This is a genomic window from Cytobacillus spartinae, assembly GCF_042865285.1.
GTDB lineage: Bacteria > Bacillota > Bacilli > Bacillales > Cytobacillaceae > Robertmurraya_A > Robertmurraya_A spartinae.
The window spans coordinates 17,242-35,672 of the sequence record NZ_JBIACK010000015.1 but is presented as its reverse complement, the minus strand read 5'-3'; the positions used below and the strand labels follow the sequence as shown (position 1 = coordinate 35,672).

21 protein-coding genes are annotated in these 18,431 nt (G+C 36.7%); 10 read left to right on the top strand and 11 right to left on the bottom strand.

The genetic code is table 11. The features are described 5' to 3' along the window. Nucleotides 1–7: 7 nt before the first annotated feature. Both ACFYKX_RS22425 and ytkD read right to left on the bottom strand, forming a co-directional pair. The gene (locus ACFYKX_RS22425) at nt 8–226 is read right to left on the bottom strand and encodes a transcription initiation factor TFIIIB (protein ID WP_389363762.1); all 219 of its coding nucleotides are present in this window, start codon (nt 224–226) and stop codon (nt 8–10) included. Nucleotides 227–392: 166 nt separating this feature from the next. Then, a complete protein-coding gene (gene ytkD / locus ACFYKX_RS22420; RefSeq protein WP_389363760.1) occupies nt 393–872 on the bottom strand; it encodes an RNA deprotection pyrophosphohydrolase in 480 nt (159 codons plus the stop codon). A gap of 144 nt (nt 873–1,016) precedes the next feature. Between ytkD and ACFYKX_RS22415 the strand changes: the two genes are divergently transcribed. After that, entirely contained in the window at nt 1,017–1,889 is an 873-nt protein-coding gene (locus ACFYKX_RS22415) for a DUF6612 family protein (RefSeq protein WP_389363758.1), read from the top strand. Nucleotides 1,890–1,934: 45 nt separating this feature from the next. On the opposite strand, the gene ACFYKX_RS22410 is transcribed toward ACFYKX_RS22415, so the two are convergent. Further along, the gene (locus tag ACFYKX_RS22410; RefSeq protein ID WP_389363756.1) at nt 1,935–2,264 is read right to left on the bottom strand and encodes a hydrolase; all 330 of its coding nucleotides are present in this window, start codon (nt 2,262–2,264) and stop codon (nt 1,935–1,937) included. Nucleotides 2,265–2,428: 164 nt separating this feature from the next. Between ACFYKX_RS22410 and ACFYKX_RS22405 the strand changes: the two genes are divergently transcribed. Beyond that, a complete protein-coding gene (locus ACFYKX_RS22405; RefSeq protein ID WP_389363911.1) occupies nt 2,429–2,686 on the top strand; it encodes a DUF6154 family protein in 258 nt (85 codons plus the stop codon). Between the two features lie 55 nt (nt 2,687–2,741). Here the strand turns inward: ACFYKX_RS22405 and ACFYKX_RS22400 are convergent, their stop codons facing one another. After that, on the bottom strand, nt 2,742–2,933 hold the full coding sequence (locus tag ACFYKX_RS22400) for a polyribonucleotide nucleotidyltransferase (protein WP_389363754.1): 192 nt from the start codon (nt 2,931–2,933) through the stop codon (nt 2,742–2,744). 103 nt (nt 2,934–3,036) lie between these two features. Further along, a complete protein-coding gene (locus ACFYKX_RS22395; RefSeq protein WP_389363752.1) occupies nt 3,037–3,474 on the bottom strand; it encodes a Dps family protein in 438 nt (145 codons plus the stop codon). Nucleotides 3,475–3,623: 149 nt separating this feature from the next. On the opposite strand from ACFYKX_RS22395, the gene ytzI reads away from it, so the two are divergent. Beyond that, entirely contained in the window at nt 3,624–3,794 is a 171-nt protein-coding gene (gene ytzI, locus ACFYKX_RS22390) for a YtzI protein (RefSeq protein WP_389363750.1), read from the top strand. Between the two features lie 37 nt (nt 3,795–3,831). After that, on the top strand, nt 3,832–5,283 hold the full coding sequence (gene cls, locus ACFYKX_RS22385; protein WP_389363748.1) for a cardiolipin synthase: 1,452 nt from the start codon (nt 3,832–3,834) through the stop codon (nt 5,281–5,283). A 67-nt stretch (nt 5,284–5,350) separates the two neighbouring features. Here the strand turns inward: cls and ACFYKX_RS22380 are convergent, their stop codons facing one another. After that, nucleotides 5,351–5,821 carry an S-ribosylhomocysteine lyase gene (locus tag ACFYKX_RS22380; protein ID WP_389363746.1) on the bottom strand — a complete coding sequence of 157 codons (471 nt, stop codon included), beginning with the start codon at nt 5,819–5,821 and terminating at the stop codon, nt 5,351–5,353. A gap of 179 nt (nt 5,822–6,000) precedes the next feature. Between ACFYKX_RS22380 and yidD the strand changes: the two genes are divergently transcribed. Then, nucleotides 6,001–6,237: a membrane protein insertion efficiency factor YidD gene (yidD, locus tag ACFYKX_RS22375; RefSeq protein WP_389363744.1), complete on the top strand. Its 237-nt coding sequence runs from the start codon at nt 6,001–6,003 to the stop codon at nt 6,235–6,237. Here the strand turns inward: yidD and ACFYKX_RS22370 are convergent. After that, nucleotides 6,183–6,788 (bottom strand): beta-class carbonic anhydrase, encoded by a 606-nt coding sequence (locus ACFYKX_RS22370; RefSeq protein ID WP_389363742.1) that lies wholly within the window; start codon nt 6,786–6,788, stop codon nt 6,183–6,185. The two genes, yidD and ACFYKX_RS22370, sit on opposite strands and share 55 nt — an antisense overlap. A 219-nt stretch (nt 6,789–7,007) precedes the next feature. Between ACFYKX_RS22370 and ACFYKX_RS22365 the strand changes: the two genes are divergently transcribed. The 3 genes from ACFYKX_RS22365 (at nt 7,008) to ACFYKX_RS22355 (ending at nt 10,862) form a co-directional block, all read left to right on the top strand. After that, the gene (locus tag ACFYKX_RS22365) at nt 7,008–8,186 is read left to right on the top strand and encodes a metal ABC transporter solute-binding protein, Zn/Mn family (protein WP_389363740.1); all 1,179 of its coding nucleotides are present in this window, start codon (nt 7,008–7,010) and stop codon (nt 8,184–8,186) included. A 173-nt stretch (nt 8,187–8,359) separates the two neighbouring features. Next, complete coding sequence (locus ACFYKX_RS22360; protein ID WP_389363738.1) at nt 8,360–9,721, top strand: cytochrome ubiquinol oxidase subunit I; 1,362 nt, start codon at nt 8,360–8,362, stop codon at nt 9,719–9,721. 94 nt (nt 9,722–9,815) lie between these two features. After that, a complete protein-coding gene (locus ACFYKX_RS22355) occupies nt 9,816–10,862 on the top strand; it encodes a cytochrome d ubiquinol oxidase subunit II (protein ID WP_389363736.1) in 1,047 nt (348 codons plus the stop codon). Nucleotides 10,863–11,375: 513 nt separating this feature from the next. Here ACFYKX_RS22355 and ACFYKX_RS22350 read toward each other — a convergent pair. Beyond that, the gene (locus ACFYKX_RS22350) at nt 11,376–12,407 is read right to left on the bottom strand and encodes a 3-oxoacyl-ACP synthase (RefSeq protein ID WP_389363734.1); all 1,032 of its coding nucleotides are present in this window, start codon (nt 12,405–12,407) and stop codon (nt 11,376–11,378) included. Nucleotides 12,408–12,580: 173 nt separating this feature from the next. After that, on the bottom strand, nt 12,581–13,999 hold the full coding sequence (locus ACFYKX_RS22345) for a sigma-54 interaction domain-containing protein (protein ID WP_389363732.1): 1,419 nt from the start codon (nt 13,997–13,999) through the stop codon (nt 12,581–12,583). Nucleotides 14,000–14,158: 159 nt separating this feature from the next. Between ACFYKX_RS22345 and fabG the strand changes: the two genes are divergently transcribed. Further along, complete coding sequence (gene fabG / locus ACFYKX_RS22340; RefSeq protein ID WP_389363730.1) at nt 14,159–14,899, top strand: 3-oxoacyl-ACP reductase FabG; 741 nt, start codon at nt 14,159–14,161, stop codon at nt 14,897–14,899. A 64-nt stretch (nt 14,900–14,963) separates the two neighbouring features. After that, nucleotides 14,964–15,779, top strand: a complete 816-nt coding sequence (locus tag ACFYKX_RS22335; protein ID WP_389363728.1) for an alpha/beta fold hydrolase — start codon at nt 14,964–14,966, stop codon at nt 15,777–15,779. Nucleotides 15,780–15,823: 44 nt separating this feature from the next. Here ACFYKX_RS22335 and menC read toward each other — a convergent pair whose 3' ends face one another. Further along, the gene (gene menC, locus ACFYKX_RS22330) at nt 15,824–16,930 is read right to left on the bottom strand and encodes an o-succinylbenzoate synthase (protein ID WP_389363726.1); all 1,107 of its coding nucleotides are present in this window, start codon (nt 16,928–16,930) and stop codon (nt 15,824–15,826) included. Further along, nucleotides 16,927–18,408, bottom strand: a complete 1,482-nt coding sequence (locus ACFYKX_RS22325) for an o-succinylbenzoate--CoA ligase (RefSeq protein ID WP_389363724.1) — start codon at nt 18,406–18,408, stop codon at nt 16,927–16,929. Before ACFYKX_RS22325 ends, menC begins: the two co-directional genes overlap by 4 nt. Nucleotides 18,409–18,431 lie beyond the last annotated feature (23 nt).

The window sequence follows — 18,431 nt, the reverse complement described above, 5'->3', positions numbered from 1 at the left end:
AGGCTCTTTAAGATTTTAACTGCCATAAGGTCCCTTTAAATTTATGGGGCTTTGACACATAGCTTTCAATAATGAAACCACACTCCGTACAAATAAGGTATTTCACATCAGAACCTAGGCTCATTTTGTTATCAGGGTACATAGCTGCATAGCCACTATGTTTTCCTACTCCTATTTCTTTCTCACCGCATTTTGGGCATTCTGTAACGTTCGTAGTCTGAATCATCAGAGAAGCTCCCTCCTTAAGTAAAGATATCCTTACTTTTATGTACGTATTAGAAAGACAAAGGTTTCGAATGGAGAAGAGGGACGATAAATTTCATTATTTTTTGAAAACAAAAAGAATAAAACCACTATGGATTCTATCCTCTCGCCTATACTATACATCCCGGCTACAAATTTTGTTTTCTTATGCCGTTTACATACTTAAGACTTTCTTCTATAACTCTGTCCTTCATGATAAAGCTATATTGACTATCTAACCTTTTTTCCAATAAGTCTTCCCCAATGAGAACAGGACCATCTGTTTCAAGATAATTTTCTTTAGGGACAATCCTTTCTACTTTCCCATAAAAAATAGCCTTGATAAAGATATTGTTCTTGTCCAACACTTCATAGTCGCCAATATGATCAAGAGACCTTATAACAGCACCTGTTTCTTCATAGACCTCACGCTTTGCAGCAGCTTCTAGCGTTTCATCTGCTTCAACTTTCCCTCCTGGAAACTCCAATCCACGCTTTTTATGATTAGTAAGCACCCACTGCCCATTGTACTCACAAATGACCAAGACATGCTTAGCTAGTTTTATAAAAGTATTAGGTTTAAAAGACAGCCGCACCGTATTCCCATTAAAATCTTTAAACTCTTCCATAAAATACCCCTCAAAAGCTTCATTCTTCATGCTATTATTATATAGGATAATTCTATTGTACTCATATACAACTAAATATGAAAATGAAACCTTTTACCTTTTAGTTCGTATAGAAGCAAGAATAACAAAAAGGGGATGTAGATATTGAAAAAGACTCTTACCATCTTAGCAGGATTCTTTCTAGTTTTTATGCTAGCAGCTTGTACTCAAACAGCTGAACCTGTAGCCGAAAAAGACTCAACTAAAGGTACAAACGAAGAACCAAGTGCAACTGAAAATTCAGAACTAACACTTGAGGAAGTGTTAAATAAATCTGTAGAGGCTTCAGAAAGCTTAAAAAGCTTCTCCATGAGCATGGAAATGGGTCAAGAAATGGCTTCTGACCAAGAAGAAGCTCCAATTAAAATCGAGTCATCAGTGAACATGGATATTGTGACAGAACCTATGGCGTATTATCAAACTATGTCTATGAAGATGGAGGGCTCTGAGGAAGCAATAGAAATGGAGAGCTATTTTTCAAAAGATGGCTTATTCTTATACGATGCTGCTGGTCAAACTTGGATGAAGTTTCCTAGTGAAATGTCCGATCAATTAATTCAATTATCAGACCAACAGACAAACCCAGCTGAAGAGCTTAAGAAACTACAAGAATTTGTAGATGATTTTAAATTTGAGCAGGACGATGCTAATTTCATTTTGAGCCTAAATGCTTCTGGAGAAAAATTTAACTCATTCATTAAAGAAATAGCTCTTCAAGGACTTCCACCAGAATTAGCTGCAAATACAGAGTTAATGGAAAACATGGTTATTAATGAACTACAATATACATTTGTCCTGGATAAAACTACTTTCTATCCAACAAAATTGGATATAAAGATGAATATGGATATGACTACAGACGGACAGACAATCAACATTATTCAAAATATGAATGGTGAGTATACAAAATATAACGAGTTAACAGAGATTACCATTCCTGAGGATGTATTAAAAACAGCAGTAGAAATGGAAATGTAAATATCTATTATTGGCCGCTTCCCTCCAAAGGAAGCGGCTTATTATTTATTCATGGGTATCCTGTTCTAAAATCCCCATCGATTCAATATGTTTCTTTGCATCGTCATCCCCAAGCCTATATATCATTCCATACACTTTTTTCATGGTGTCATCATAGGCATCATTTTCCCGATCATAATGATATTGCACATAGGGTACATGGGCCCTAAAAAAGTTTTGCCAATCCGTTGAGTAATTTTGTTCGAAATATTCTCTTAATGCTGTTATTTCTTCGTCTGTCGCTTCAATTTTAAAATTCCAAGGCGAACTTGTACTACTCTGAGAGATTTCGCCAGTTCCAACCGCTATATAATATGTCTTTTTTATATTATCCATTTTTGTTCACCTCAACTTTTCTAAGTGTTTTCTCTTAGTGTTTCGCACCTGACCAGTTTTTTTACATCATTCCTTAAAAAATTTATAGAATATTTCACATATTTAAGGGTATCTAATAAGTATAATGATAAAAATATAAGAAATTTAACTAGGGGGTGGAGAAACTGAAGTTAGTGGACGAAATTTATGAATTCTATCGTGATAAGTTAACGGGTGATGATGAAGATATTGATATGCTTGCTTTTGCGATTCTAGAGGAAATGACGAAAGAAGATATATTAAAAATGATTAACGACTTAGATAAACAGGAACTTTATGACCTTATGGGGCTATACTTAATTGAGGGATTAAAAGGAAAGTTCGCACAAGAAGAATATGGGCAACGAAGGGCATCTTCCTTTCACCAAAGAAATTTACACTAATACATAAAACGTAATAGAAAAAAGAGCTGACCACATAAGTCAGCTCTTTCTCATTTTATCCTTTTACATCTAATCGTGACCCTAAATATGGGTGGGGAGCTTGGACAGCTTTTTGAGTTTGAGTCATATCTTCAATCATTGTAGTAACTGCAGCCGTTTGAGTGGCCATCTGGCTAGAGAGAAGATTAAGATTTAACGTATGTTGAAGCTCACCTACTTGCCTCGCCATCATTTGTGATAATTCCATAAGTAAACCTCCACTTTGAAAACTCTCTAACAACAGTTTAGCATATATTCCCACATTTTGCCGACAAAAAAGCTGACTTTTCCACAAAGCCAGCTTCATCTCGTTATCCTAAGTATGCTTTAAACATCCAAATATGTTTCTTTAAACTTTGCTTAATGGATATTAGCATATCTGCTGTACCCTCGTCATCCGCTTGTTCAGCTAAATCAATACCAGTTTGTAACTCTTCAACTAGTTTTTCGAAATCCTCGGTAACTGATTTAACCATTTGCTCTTCATTTTCATTTCCTGTTGCTTCTTGAACAGTGGCAAGCTGCAAGCATTCTTTCATCGTTGCAACAGGATTTCCCTCTAGTGCTAGAATTCTTTCTGCCAACTCATCAATATGTTGATTTGCTTCATTATAAAGTTCTTCAAATTTTTCATGAAGAGTAAAGAACCCTTTTCCTTTCACATACCAATGGAAATTATGGAGTTTAACATACAGCACAGTCCAGTTCGCTACTTGTTTGTTGACAGTTTGTACTAATTCAATTGACATATATATCATCCTCCCACATTTATATTACCCTTAAAGAATGTATTAAAACGTAAAAGTTTGCGTTCATTTTTACAATAAAAACAAACATTTTCATGATAAAATGAATCTGATAGGATTTGGAATTTTGCTTTACTCTAGGAGGCGAAAAAATGACCATAGTCTTAATTATTAGTATTATTATTGTTTTCGTAGTATTACTTTTGAGTGTATTAACTACATCCAAAGCATATGATTATAAACATACAGTTGACTCTCTTGAGGATAATCCACACTTAAAACAGGCAGATTATGATTCTAAAGCTAACGAGCAACAACCGTAAATCCATTATTTAAAAATAAAGTCGTGGGGAACAACCTATGGAAATTTTTTCTGTATTACTTGGGATTATCTTTGTACTAAATATCTTTTTCGCGATCATTCTTATTTTCCTTGAACGTAGAGATGCTGGAGCAACCTGGGCTTGGATTTTGGTTCTATTCTTTATCCCTGGATTTGGATTCTTTTTATATTTACTTTTTGGGAAAAACTTGAGTAAACATAAGTTGTTTTTATGGGAAGATCGAAAGAAAATTGGATTAGAACAGCTTATATCTGAACAAATCAACAAACTCAATACAAATCAATTCCTTTTTGCAAATAAAACTGAAAAAGATAATCGGGACCTAATTTACATGCATCTGATTAATAACGATGCAGTCTTGACTCAAAATAATACGGTTCATATCTTTAACGACGGTAAAGAAAAATTCGAAGCGCTTCTTCAAGATATTGAAAAAGCTAAACAACATATTCATCTTCAATATTACATCCTAAAAAATGATAATATTGGTAGGAAGGTCATCCAGGCGCTAACTAAGAAAGCACTAGAGGGAGTTAAGGTCAGAGTCCTTTATGACGACCTCGGATCAAGGAGACTAACTAATACATTCTTCAAAGAGCTAAGACGAGCAGGTGGAGAAGTGGAAGTTTTCTTCCCGGCAAAACTAAGTTTTATCAATCTCCGTATGAATTACCGAAATCATCGAAAACTAGCAATTTTTGATGGACAAGTAGGATATGTAGGTGGTTTTAATGTTGGGGATGAATACTTAGGACTGGACCCCAAGTTCGGTTACTGGCGTGATACTCACCTTAGAATTGAGGGAGATGCTGTCCATGCCATCCAAACGAGATTTATTTTAGACTGGAACCAAGCATCTGACCGACATGACATTAATTATTCTCCAGAATATTTCCCTGACAGCTATACTTCCATTGGGAAGACAGGGATTCAAATCGTCACAAGTGGCCCAGATTCAGAATGGGAACAAATCAAAAATGGTTATATTAAAATGATAACATCCGCTAAGAAATCTATTTGGATACAGACTCCCTATTTTATCCCTGATGCAAGTCTTTTGGATTCGTTAAGAATTGCCTCTCTATCTGGTGTGGATGTTAGAATTATGATTCCGAATAAACCTGACCACATGTTTGTGTATTGGGCTACGTATTCATACATAGGTGAAATGCTTAAAACCGGTGCAAAGATTTTTATTTACGATAATGGTTTTATTCACTCAAAATCACTGGTAGTCGATGGCAAAGTGTCATCTGTTGGAACTGCAAACATTGATGTTAGAAGCTTCCGATTAAACTTTGAAGTTAACGCTTTTATTTATGATGAGCTAATTTCTAAGGCATTACAAAAGAGCTTTAAGAAGGATATGACCGTCTCTACAGAGCTAACAGAAGATGCCTACATGCAACGCTCGCGGAAAATCAGATTCAAAGAATCTATTTCGAGGTTACTATCTCCGATTTTATAGAATCATCCATAATGAGGACATCGATATAGTAAAACACCGGATGATCCTATTCATCCGGTGTTTTTTGTTAGAATACTTCTCTTAAGTTTTCTTTCGTTTGTTCAAGCCAGAATCGCATTAAACGTTTAGCTCCTTCTAAATCATGAAGCTTCGCTTGACCGCATTCCTTCGGAGTCGCTGCAGGTATTACATCCACCTCAACAGCTTCTTTTAAAGTATCTTCAAGTAAATCAATAATTTCATCCACTGTTGGCTCTCCACTAACTACTAAGTAGTAGCCTGTTTGGCAACCCATTGGGGAAATATCAATAATATCAAAATGGTCATACTTTTCAGCATGTGTACGAATGTTAATTGCTAATAAATGTTCTAATGTATGGATAGCATCTGGTTTCATAGCCTGCTTGTTTGGCTGACAAAAACGAATATCATATTTATTTACAACACCATCTGTACCTACTTTATGAACGCCACAGTGTCTTACATAGGGTGCTTTAACCGCATTATGATCTAGTTCAAAGCTTTCTACTGAAGGCAAAACAATCACTCCTTTTATAATCTTTAATTTATTATACATTAAATTCCGAGTATTTTCATCAAATTAATCCGAGTTGGTCTTATGTATCACAGAGAATTACGGAATGTTAGACTAATATCACTTAGTATGGTATCTTTTTAAGAAATAATCCTTATGGTATAAGGTAGGAAGATTGAATCATGATAAATAAAATACTACTAGCCATTATCCGCTTTTATCAAGTTGTGATTTCGCCACTAAAGCCACCTACATGTAGGTTTTATCCTACATGCTCTCATTATGGTTTAGAAGCAATCAAAAGATTCGGACCCCTTAAAGGAAGCTGGCTGACCATTAAAAGGATTCTAAAATGTCATCCCTTTCACCCTGGAGGTATCGATCCAGTTCCGGAAAAAAAGACAGCGGATAAATCATAGCCTTCCTTTACTACATCTAGTTTACCTGTTTCAGGATTTATAACTAAACCATGAACGGGCACATCCTTAGGCAGTAAAGGATGTTTCTTTATCATTTCAACACTATGTGCTACGCTTTCTGTAACTTTCTCAAAGCCGGTAAGCCATTCAGTAACGTTAATCCCTGAGTAGCATAGCATTTCTAACGTCTCACTCTTGACGCCTCTTTGCATCATGTTTTCGATAACATCTTCAGCTACTATTCCGCTCATTCCACAATCATGATGACCAATAACTAAAATTTCTTGTGCCTGTAATTGATATACAGCCACCAATAAACTCCTCATAATACTCCCAAATGGGTGCATAACCAAAGCGCCTGCATTCTTAACGATTTTAACATCACCATTTCCGACATTCAGAGCCTTAGGCAAAAGTTCAAGAAGTCTAGTGTCCATGCATGTTAAAATAACCATTTTCTTATTTGGGTATTTAGTAGTTGAGTACTCTTTATATCTTTTCTCTGTCACAAATTGATTATTATGATATAATATTTCTTCTAAAAGTCTCATCCTAACACCCTTTAATATAAAGTTATCATTCTATTTATAAGCATACATAATTTAGCAAATGTAGACAATTTTAATGGTTGCAATTCTGTGAAATATTTTGTAAGATACATAGTGTAAATCGGAACGGTTTCGTATTAATTATACTTAACTATGAATCAATTATATTTTTTTGAAAATTAAATCGAAATAAATACGTTTTAAGAAACGAGGGGAGATATCATGAAAAAACTTCTATATTTAATCTTATTGATTTTGCCAACAAGCCTATTTTTATCAGGATGCTCAGAAGAGTCGAACACGACGACTAAGGAGAGCTCTTCAACGGAAGAGACAAAACTATCTATTTACACAACGGTTTACCCACTAATGTACCTAACTGAACAAATTGGTGGAGATCTAGTAAACGTTCAAACCATCTACCCACCAGGCGCAGATGAACACACCTTTGAACCGTCTCAAAAAGATATGATAAATTTGGCTGATTCAGACCTGTTTATATATGTTGGATTGGGTCTTGAAGGTTTTGTTGAAAAAGCAAAAAATACTCTTGAGAACGAAAATGTTACATTATTAGCAGCAGGGGAAAACATTTATATTGAAGAGTCTCATGAGGAAGAGCACAGCGAAGGTGATGGCCATTCTGAGGAGTCTCATGAGGAAGAGCACAGCGAAGGCGATGGCCATTCTGAAGAGTCTCATGAAGAAGAACATAGCGAAGGCGATGGCCATTCTGAAGAGTCTCATGAAGAAGAGCATAGCGAAGGCGATGGCCACTCTGAAGAGTCTCACGAAGAAGAACATAGCGAAGGCGATGGCCACTCTGAGGAGTCTCACGAGGAAGAACACAGTGAACATGACGGGCATAACCATGGAGATATTGATCCACACATTTGGTTAGACCCACTATATACAAAAGAATTAGCAGAAGTGATTAAAGCTGAACTAATTAAGCAGTTACCTGATCATGAAGATGAGTTTAATACAAACTTTGAAAAACTAGCTCAAGAACTTGACCACTTACATGAAGAATTCGAGCATACCTTACATGAAGCGAAGCATAAAGAAATCATAGTTGCGCATGCAGCATATGGATACTGGGAAAAGCGTTATGGTATCACTCAAATTAGTGTTGCTGGCCTGTCCACTTCAAGTGAACCTTCACAAAAAGAACTTGAACAAATCATTTCTACTGCAAAAGAACATGAAATAAAATATGTTTTCTTTGAACAAAATGTTAGCTCAAAGTTAACGGAGATTGTTCAAAAGGAAATGAATGCTGAAGCACTATCTCTTCATAATCTTTCAGTATTAACAGAACAAGATATTAAAGAAGATAGAACTTATATTTCTATTATGCAAGATAATTTGAAAGCTCTAGAAACAGCATTAAATAATTAGTTTAATCGACATTCTTCCTCCCTACTTGGGAGGTTTTTTGTTTTTTATATCCAAAATTTCTTCTAAACTTTTCTACCAAGTTGTTTCTTTTCCAATCAAGGAAATCATTACATATTTCTTTTCTTTATAGAAAACAATAACAAAGTAGATAATTTGGAAGGGAAGATAAACTGATGGATGATTTACTGATTGCCCGATCGTTATTTGGGACAACCATGGGGTTTCATATTATTTTCGCAACAATAGGGGTTGGCCTCCCACTTATGATGTTAACAGCTGAGTTACTGTATCAAAAAACAAAAGATCAGGAATATGTCGTGATGGCCAAGAGATGGACAAAAGCATTTGCCATTCTCTTAGGAGTTGGAATCCCAACCGGAACTATTGCTGGGGTTCAGCTTTCATTACTTTGGCCCGGGTTTATGGAAGTCCTCGGAGTGGTTATGGCTCTACCATTCCAAATAGAAATTTATGCTTTTTTCATTGAAGCATTGTTTATGTCTATCTATGTATATGCAGCTGAGAGAATTCCACCCTGGGCTAGAATATCCAGCCTAGTACTTGTGGCATTAGGTGCACTAGCATCTGCTGTACTAATTACAAATGTACATGCATGGCAAGGTACTCCTCGTGGTTTTACAATTGAAAACGGTCAAATTACAAATGTCGATCCATGGGTAGCATTTTTCAATCCAAGCTTTGCAGTTACAGCAACACATGTGGCCCTTTCTGCTTACACAACTGGGGCATTTGTTATTGCGTCTGTGGCAGCCTTCAAAATGTTAAAATCGGAGTTCGGTACACGCATTTATAACTTTCATAAAAAAGCACTCATGTTAAGTTTAATTATTGGTGGAATCTTTTCATTTTTCACTGCGATTAATGGACATGAAGCAGCACAATACCTACATGAATATCAACCTGAAAAACTTGCAGCAGCTGAAGGTTTATTTGAGACCCAGTCCCACGCACCATTAGCTATAGGTGGGTACACAGACCGTGAAACAGAGAAAGTCAAATGGGCCATACATGTTCCTTGGGCGTTAAGCTTTCTTGCAGGGGATAGCTTTGACACTGTTGTGCTAGGCCTTAATGAATGGCCAGAGGAAGAATGGCCACCTCTATTCGTCCATACCCTTTTTAACGCAATGGTCGGAGTAGGTACATTACTAATCATGCTTTCCTTAGTAGCTTACGTATGGAACAAGCTATTGAAAAAGGATCGCTTTCCTAAGTTTCTCATGTGGTTATTTGTGGCATCTGGCCCAATGAGTATTTTAGGAATTGAATTTGGGTGGATTTTTGCATGTACAGGACGCCAACCTTGGGTTATTTATCGAACACTAGCGACAGGGGATTCTGTGACAACAGCAACCAATTTAGGAATTCTCTTTATCATGTTTGCAGCCATCTATGTCGTTTTAGGAATAGCCGTCGTGTTTGTGCTTCTATATTACTTTAGAAAGAATACAGTTATGGATGACCTTCATCGTGCAGAGCAAAAAGGAGTACCTTTATATGGGGCAAATAATTAAGGGTAACCCTCACTAGTTTTTATAGCTCAGCTTTTTATAAAAAAATGTTTGTTTAGCATCTTGGTATCTTTTCATAATAAAGGAGTTGTAAGGAATGACAGACGCTCTACTAGCAATAACGGTGCTGTGGGGATTTGTTTTTATATATGCTGTAATGGCTACCATGGACTTTGGGGCAGGTTTTTGGTCTATGGTTTATATTAACCGCACCAAAACAAAGGCAACAAACATAGCAAACAGATATCTATCCCCGACGTGGGAGGTTACAAATACGTTTATCGTTGCTCTCGTAGTTGCTGTTTATAGTTTATTCCCTACAGCTGCTTACACCCTTGGGACGGTTCTATTAATTCCCGGAAGTATGATTCTACTATTACTAGCTGTTCGAAGTGCCTTCCTCGTTTTTTCGAATATTGCATCGGAATACCGGAAGCCTCTTACCTATATCTCTGGAATATCAGGTATCATCATTCCAGGTCTATTAATAAGTGTTTTGCCAATCACACATGGAAATTATGTAGATTTTACAGATGGTAGACAAACTCTTGATTTAGCAAAGCTTTTTACAAGTCCCAATGAATATGCTTTTGTTGGATTTGCAATCAGTAGTACTTTATTTCTTTCATCACTTTTATTAGCCGACTATTCTAAAACTGGTGAGGAATATGAAGCCTATCATGTTTATCGAAGAGACGCTATTATACTAGGACCTATCTCGCTTATTATGGCGTTCATCATTATGTTAACACTCAGAACAGAGGCATCATGGCTGTATGACAATATGATGGAAAGTCTTCCTTTGCTAATCGCATCAGTTATTTTCTTTTTAATAGGGGGCCTTGGCTTATTTCTACCTTCTGTAACTGGTGGTCCTAAAGGGATGCCAAGGCTTTCAGTTATTGCTATTACCATTCAATACTTAATAGCAGCCCTTGTGTATGGGAGGGCTCACCTACCGTATATGGTGTATCCTGAAGTAACCTTTCAAGAAGCCTTTACCGATCCAAATTCATTTAGGGCCATACTCGCTACTTATATAGCCGGGTTTGCCATTCTATTTCCTGGTTTCTTTTACTTCTGGAGCTTATTTATGAATGATAAGCGCTATTTAAATCCAGAAAAAACAGAAGAACCGAAATAATAGCGGTTGTATTAGGAAGGATAGTTCGCTAGATATAATAACTTTGTCTTTCATTCGTGTATATGAAAGACATTTCTGTTTAGATGTAATTATACTTTGTCCTTCATCGGTGCCATGAAAGACATTTCTGTTTAGATGTAATTATACTTTGTCCTTCATCGGTGCCTTGAAAGACAGTTCTGCTTAGATATAATTAAATTTCATCCTTCATCGGTGCCTTGAAAGACAGTTCTGCTTAGATATAATTAAATTTCGTCCTTCATCGGTGCCTTGAAAGACAGTTCTGCTTAGATATAATTAAATTTCGTCCTTCATCGGTGCCTTGAAAGACAGTTCTGCTTAGATATAATTCCTTCATCGGTGCCTTGAAAGACAGTTCTGTTTAGGTGTAATTATACTTTGTCCTTCATTGGTGCGATGAAAGACATTTCTTTTTTTGCCAAAAATAAAATTGTCCTTCATACTACATACCATGAAGGACAATTTTATGAGTTTTATCTACACAGCTCTTCCCTACGATTCAATCGGTCCCCATTTGATTACGTTTGCGGCCCAAGCATAGCCTATGCCAGCAGAAATCATGGAGAGAACGGTTCCATCTACAACTTTTCCTTCTCCTAACGCTAGATGAAGAGATAAGATTTGATCAATCTGCCCCATATGCCCATAGTTGCTTAAATAAATAGATTGATCTTCATTTAAACCTAATAACTCGAGCATATATTTGTGCATGGAGTATTTAAAATGAAGAACGGCTAAATAGCCTAACTCTTTTTTATCTACCCCAGACTTTTCAAATGCTTTATCAATACACTGTATCCAGTTAGGCATGGATACATCATTCAGACGATCCTTCATATGTTTTTCATCAAACAATCTTAATGATCGGTATGCCTCGTCAATATTCTCTTTCGTAATCGGTTTTTCCGTTCCACCGAATTCTACACCAGCATCCCTTGCCATAGTTCCATCCGTCATGATATGTGAGCCTAATAATACATTCCTATTGTAGTTCTTTTTCAGAATGATGGCTCCTCCACCCGCAGATAGATTATACATCATAGACATCGCTTTATCTGTATAGTCGACGAAATCACCGTTTCGATAACCGCCAACAATCATGACCGTATTTATGGAGTCATCAGCAATCATCATATCTTTAGCAATCTTCATAGCCGCTACACATGTACAGCATCGTTGTTGTAAATCAATGGCCCATGCGTTTGTTGCTCCTATTTGTTCTTGAATATAAATAGCAGAGGTAGTAAGAGGATATTCCTTCCATTCCTCTCCAATGCCAATCACAAGGTCAATTTCCTTTGGATCAATGCCCGTGTTCTTTAAAGCATCTAAGCCTGCCCGTACACCCATTTCCTGTGTTCCGTCATTCTCACCAGGGATAGGTTTTTCTAGAATTCCTAACTTATTTATAATCGCATCTTCCGTCCAAACACCATTTGTTGCATCAGCCAGTTCTTTAGCAGTCATTCTAGGTTTTGGGATATATAGACCAGTTCCTACTACCCCCACGTTTACAGTCGTCATACCGCTCCCCCTTATTTAACAAAGCTTATTTCTTTACAAGAAACTGTTGCAATATTTGTGCCAATGCAAGCTACTAGAAGGTGTAAGACAGAGTGGATTTTCCCGCTCTAAAAATTTGAAATCGCTTACAGATAGTGTAGTATTTTCGTACAACTGTCTGATATCTGTACACTTTATTCAAGCTTATACTTTTCTATTTTGTCGTAGAGACTTGAGCGACTAATTTTCAACAAACTAGCTACTTTCGCTTTATTAAAATTAGTGTCCTCTAAGCATTTCATGATCACTTCTTTTTCTGTATGCTCGACAATCTCCCTCAACGATTGCCCTTTGTAATTCATAGCCTTTTCTATGTTTTTCAAAAGATTGTAAGGTAAATGCGAAGTATGAATGGTATCATCGTCCGCAAGATTCATAGCCCGCTCCAATACATTCTCAAGCTCCCTCACATTCCCAGGCCAATCATAGTTCAACAAATGTGCCATAGCTTCACTTGATACTTGTTTTATATAAACACCTAACTCATCTGAGAGTTTCTGAAGGAGCTTTATTGTCAATGGTTCAATATCCTGCACTCTTTCTCGTAATGGAGGAATTTTAATGCACATCACGTTTAGCCTATAAAATAAATCTTCACGAAAGCTTCCTTCCTTTACCATGTCGTCGAGATTTTTATTAGTGGCCGCAATTACTCTAACGTCTAGGGGGATTGTATGAGACCCACCAACTCTTTCAATCTCTTTTTCTTGTAAGACTCGTAAAAGTTTACTTTGCATAGAAAGAGGCATATCTCCAATTTCATCTAAAAAAATACTACCACCATTGGCTAATTCAAACTTTCCAATTTTCCCATCCTTTTTAGCGCCCGTAAAAGCACCTTCTTCATAGCCGAATAACTCTGATTCTAATAAATCAGCTGGAATGGCAGAACAATTAATTTTGATAAACCTTTCATGTTTTCTATTGCTCGAATGATGAATGGCATGGGCAAATAGCTCTTTACCCGTTCCACTTTCACCTAGTAGAAGTACGGTTGACTTTGTTTTGGAGGCCCTTTTTCCCATTAGGATTGCCTCCGAAATACCAACACTATTTCCTAGAATATGCTCCCAGCTATACTTTGCACCATTTATTTTCTGAAGCTGTTTCTTTGCATGGCTTAACGCATGCTCTAGTAATTTATTTTTTTCGATTATATCCTTAAATTCTTTTACATCTTGAAAAAGTAAAAGTCCGAAGCCGTATAATACTTCATTGTTTTCATCGAGAACAGGAATACGATGCACGATCGCTGTCTTCCCATTCTTAAATTTATGCTTCCATGCTATTTCGGACTTTTTATTTTTTAAAACGTATGGAAATCGTGAATACTCATCCACTTCTAAAACCTTTTTACCGACAATTTCTTCCTTCGGATACCCTAAAAAATCTGCAAATATTTTATTAATCATAATGACTCTTGTATCTTTATCTACAAGGATAATCGGAACTGAAATCGGGTCAAAAATTTTCTCCATGGTATGTATAAATGCAGTTGAAGAAATGATTTCTTTTTCTTCTGTTGTTAGGATATTTGAAACTTTTAAACTCATGAAATCACCTTTTCCAGATTGATTTTCCTATAGCCTCATTGTAAAGCAATGGTAAGATAATTTCTATTATTCTATATATTATGTATTTTATTACTTTTCAATTTGGCAAGAATCTTGCATACTTGATTATGGACACCATATTTTTAGGAGGTATTATTTATGCGTTTAAAAGATAGAGTAGCGATTATTACTGGAGCTGGAAGAGGGATTGGAGAGGCAACCGCAAAGAAATATGCAATCGAAGGGGCCAAGGTTGTTGTAGCGGACTTAAACGAGGAAGATATTAATCGTACTGTTAGTGAGATCATGGAAGCTGGCGGAGAAGCTGTTGGCATGATTGTAAATGTAACAGACCGCGCGCAAGTGGAAAATATGATTACTGATACAGTTGAGAAATTTGGAAGCGTTGACATTGTTGTGAATAATGCCGGAATTACGGCTGATGCTCAGTTGGTAAAAATGGATGAATCTGAGTGGGATCGTGTTATTGATGTAAATCTTAAAGGAGTTTACAATGTGGCACAAGCCGCTGCAAAGCAAATGAAAGAGCAACAGCGGGGGGTTATTTTAAATGCATCTTCTGTGGTTGGATTGTATGGAAACTTTGGCCAAACGAACTACGCTGCAACTAAATGGGGCGTTATTGGCATGACAAAAACGTGGGCAAAGGAACTTGGACGTTACGGAATTCGTGTAAATGCGGTTGCACCTGGATTTATCATGACTCCTATGGTAGAGAAAATGCCTGAAAAAGTAATTGAAATGATGAAAGGAAAATCTCTACTTGGCAGCCTAGGTTATCCTGAAGACATCGCAAATGCCTATACGTTTTTAGCATCAGATGAAGCTAGATTTATTACAGGAACGGTTTTAAGTGTAGATGGTGGAGTAGTCATTTAATAGCTACATAGTTTTTAGCTGAATCTTTTTTTAAGATTCAGCTTTTTTAAAAGGAGGAGTAAGCATGCCAATTATGAATGTTAATGGAAATGACCTGTTCTATGAAATTCACGGTAACGAAGAAGCAACAGAGACCATTGTGTTTCTAAATGGGGTAATGACGACGACAACAAGCTGGTCTCTTTACTACCCGATTTTCGAAAAACTGGGATATAAGATTCTACTTCATGATTTTAAAGGACAGATGAAATCTTCTAAGCCTGAAGGTCCTTATACATTTAAGGAACATGCAGAGGACACAAAGGCACTTGTTGACAAATTGGGACTTCAAAAAATTCATCTTATTGGCACCTCTTACGGAGGAGAGGTGGCGTTACGCTTTTCGATTGACTACCCGGAGATGGTACAAAGCCTTGTTGTAATTGATGGTGCAAGTGAAATCGATGATGTATCTAGGCTATTTGTAGAAGGTTGGAGAAAGTTGGCCAAGGAGAAAAACGGAGAAGAGTTTTTCTGGGGAGCAGTCCCTTCTCTTTATTACAATAAGTTTGTCGAAAATAATAGAGAATTTTTGGAAGAACGAGGTAAAGCACTTAATGCCATCGATGATGAATATTTTAAAGGTCAAATCCACCTCTACAACACTTACATTACCGACTTAAGCTTAACTGGTGAACTAAAGCATATACAGTGTCCAACACTAATTGTACTTGGAGAAAATGATATTTTAACACCAAGGAAATTTTCTGAAATACTTGTAGAAAAAATACCAAATACAGAGTTTATCATTATTCCAGAATGTGGTCATGTCACCATCTTTGAACAACCTGAGGTACTAAAGTCAGCTCTAGTAGGATTTATTATAAAAAATACGTTATAGAAAAAAGCCTCTCAAAATGGGAGGCTTTTTAACCTTACAAATCTTTAAAAAAGAAAAACCTCTTCTTTAATGGTAACTTCTTTTAGCCTTTTTTCATTTATTTCAAACCCAATTCCTGGGCCCACTGGAACCGAAATAATCCCGTCTGTCACTTCAACTTCTGGTAAAGTGATATCTTCCTCCCAGTAACGACTTGACGCAGAGATATCTCCTGGGATTGTAAAATTAGGAAGAGATGCAAGTGCAATATTATGTGCTCTTGATACTCCGAATTCGAGCATCCCACCACACCACACAGGGATATCTTTTTCTAGGCAGAAATCATGAATTTTTTTAGCTGTTTGTAACCCACCAACTCTACCAATTTTAATATTAATGATTCTACAGCTACCCAATTCAACTGCATTTTGTGCATCATCAAAGGTAACAATGCTTTCATCTAGACAAATAGGGGTACGTAACTGACTTTGAAGCTTTGCATGATTGATAATGTCATCGTGCTGCAGAGGCTGTTCAATCATTAGTAGGTTATATTCATCTAATGCTCTTAGTCGGTTTATATCCTTTAACGTATAGGCAGAATTTGCATCAGCCATAAGCATGAGGTCAGGAAATCGCTTTCTAATTTCAGAAACAATTTGCAAATCATTTTCTGGACCAATTTTAATTTTCACTCGCTTATAACCTGATTGGAGATACTGTTCAATTTGTTCAATGCTTTCCTTTAACGTTTTTGCACCGACAACGACACCTGATGGAATTTTTGAAACAGTACCTCCAAGAAGCTTGGATAATGACATTCCCTCGCCTTTTGCATACAAATCCCATAATGCAGTCTCTAATCCTGCTTTCGCCATATGATTACCTTTTAGCTTATTAAAAAGCGCATTCGCATCGCTCGGATGGTGTATTTCACTTTTTTGTAGCAATGGAATAAAGAAGTCTCTTATCATATGGTAACAGGTTTGTACCGTCTCCTCTGTATACCAAGGCGAAGAAAAAGCGACTACTTCCCCATAGCCTTTTACTCCATCAACATCTGTTACCTCAACTATGATACTTTCACGATCACTCACCGTTTCCAAATGAGTTGAAAAAGGAAGCTTCAAGGGCATACTGATTATATAAAGTTTTATCCCTTTAATTTTCATCTTCCTGATTCCATGCTTTCTTCTAGCTTTTCTCTAAGTTTCCGTCTCAGTAACTTTTTAGATGCATTTCTCGGAATTTCATCAATAAAATACATTTCTTTTGGAATCTTATATTTCGCCAACTTTTGCTGACAATATTGTACAAGCTCTTGTTGCGATATTTCTCCTTTTTTCACCATAAAAGCGACAGGAATCTGTCCCCATTTACTATCCGCCTTACCAATTACACCGGCATCTAAAACACTTGGATGCGAGGTTAAAATTCCCTCTATTTCTGCAGGATAAATGTTTTCCCCTCCAGATATAATAAGGTCTGAACGTCGGTCCTGCACAAATAAAAATCCCTCCTCGTCTAAATATCCTACATCTCCTGTTGATAGCCAGCCATTTTGTATATTCTTGTTCGACTCTTCTTCTTTGTATAGGTAACCCTTTGTAACGTTAGGTCCTTTAACGACAATTTCCCCAGACTCATTTGGACCCACATCATTTCCTAGGGAATCGATAATTTTTAATTGAGATGGAAAGAGTGGCTTTCCAGCGGAACCGAGCTTATTTAAACTGTATTCTGGAGATAACGTTACTATTTGGGAAGCCGTTTCTGTCATCCCATAAGTTTGGTAGACAGGAACATGTTTTTCAACACACCTTTCTAATACTGAAAGTGGAGCAGGTCCTCCGCCTAAAAGCATGCAACGGAAGTAAAAAGGAAGCTTTTCTTCTCCAGTAACTTCAAGAATTCTTGGTACCATTGTCGTAACAACCGACATAATGGAAACCTTCTCTTTTTTCACATCTTCAACGACTTTCTGTTCATCAAAGCCATTATGAAGCACAATCTTTATTCCATATATAATACTTCTCATTAAGATTGAGTAACCACTGATATGGAACAACGGCATCGTACACAACCAACAATCTTCCTCTGTTAACCCAAGATTTAGTGCTGAACCTACCGCACTCCACCAATGATTCCCATAAGTTTGGAGAACACCTTTTGGATTGCCAGTGGTTCCAGACGTATACATAACCGAACAAACATCATCTAGATGAATCTCTTCTACAATTCTAGGTTCTTTAAAGGGGATCGATGGTAACTCTTCTTTTAAAATAAGAGGAATAGAAACCTCGTTCTCTAGTGTCCCACTCAAGGCCGCTTCCGTTATAATAGCCGTAACCTTTGAATCATTTATCTGCCAAGCAAGTTCTTCTGTTGTAAGGCGATTATTCAATATGACAGCTTTCACACCTAATAATTGGAGAGCAAGAAGAATAACAAGGGTATCGACATGATTTTTCAAAAGTACAGCTAAGTATTGATCCTTTTCAATCTCTTTCCCAGATAACCTTCCTGCTATATCAAAGGTTAGGTCATAAAGATCCTTAAAGGTATACGCTTTATTCTCAAAAACAACAGCTGTACGTTCAGGTGTTAAGAAAACACGCTTTTTAAAAAAATTCGGCATCGTTTCATTCATATGTATTTCACCTTCTTTATGCT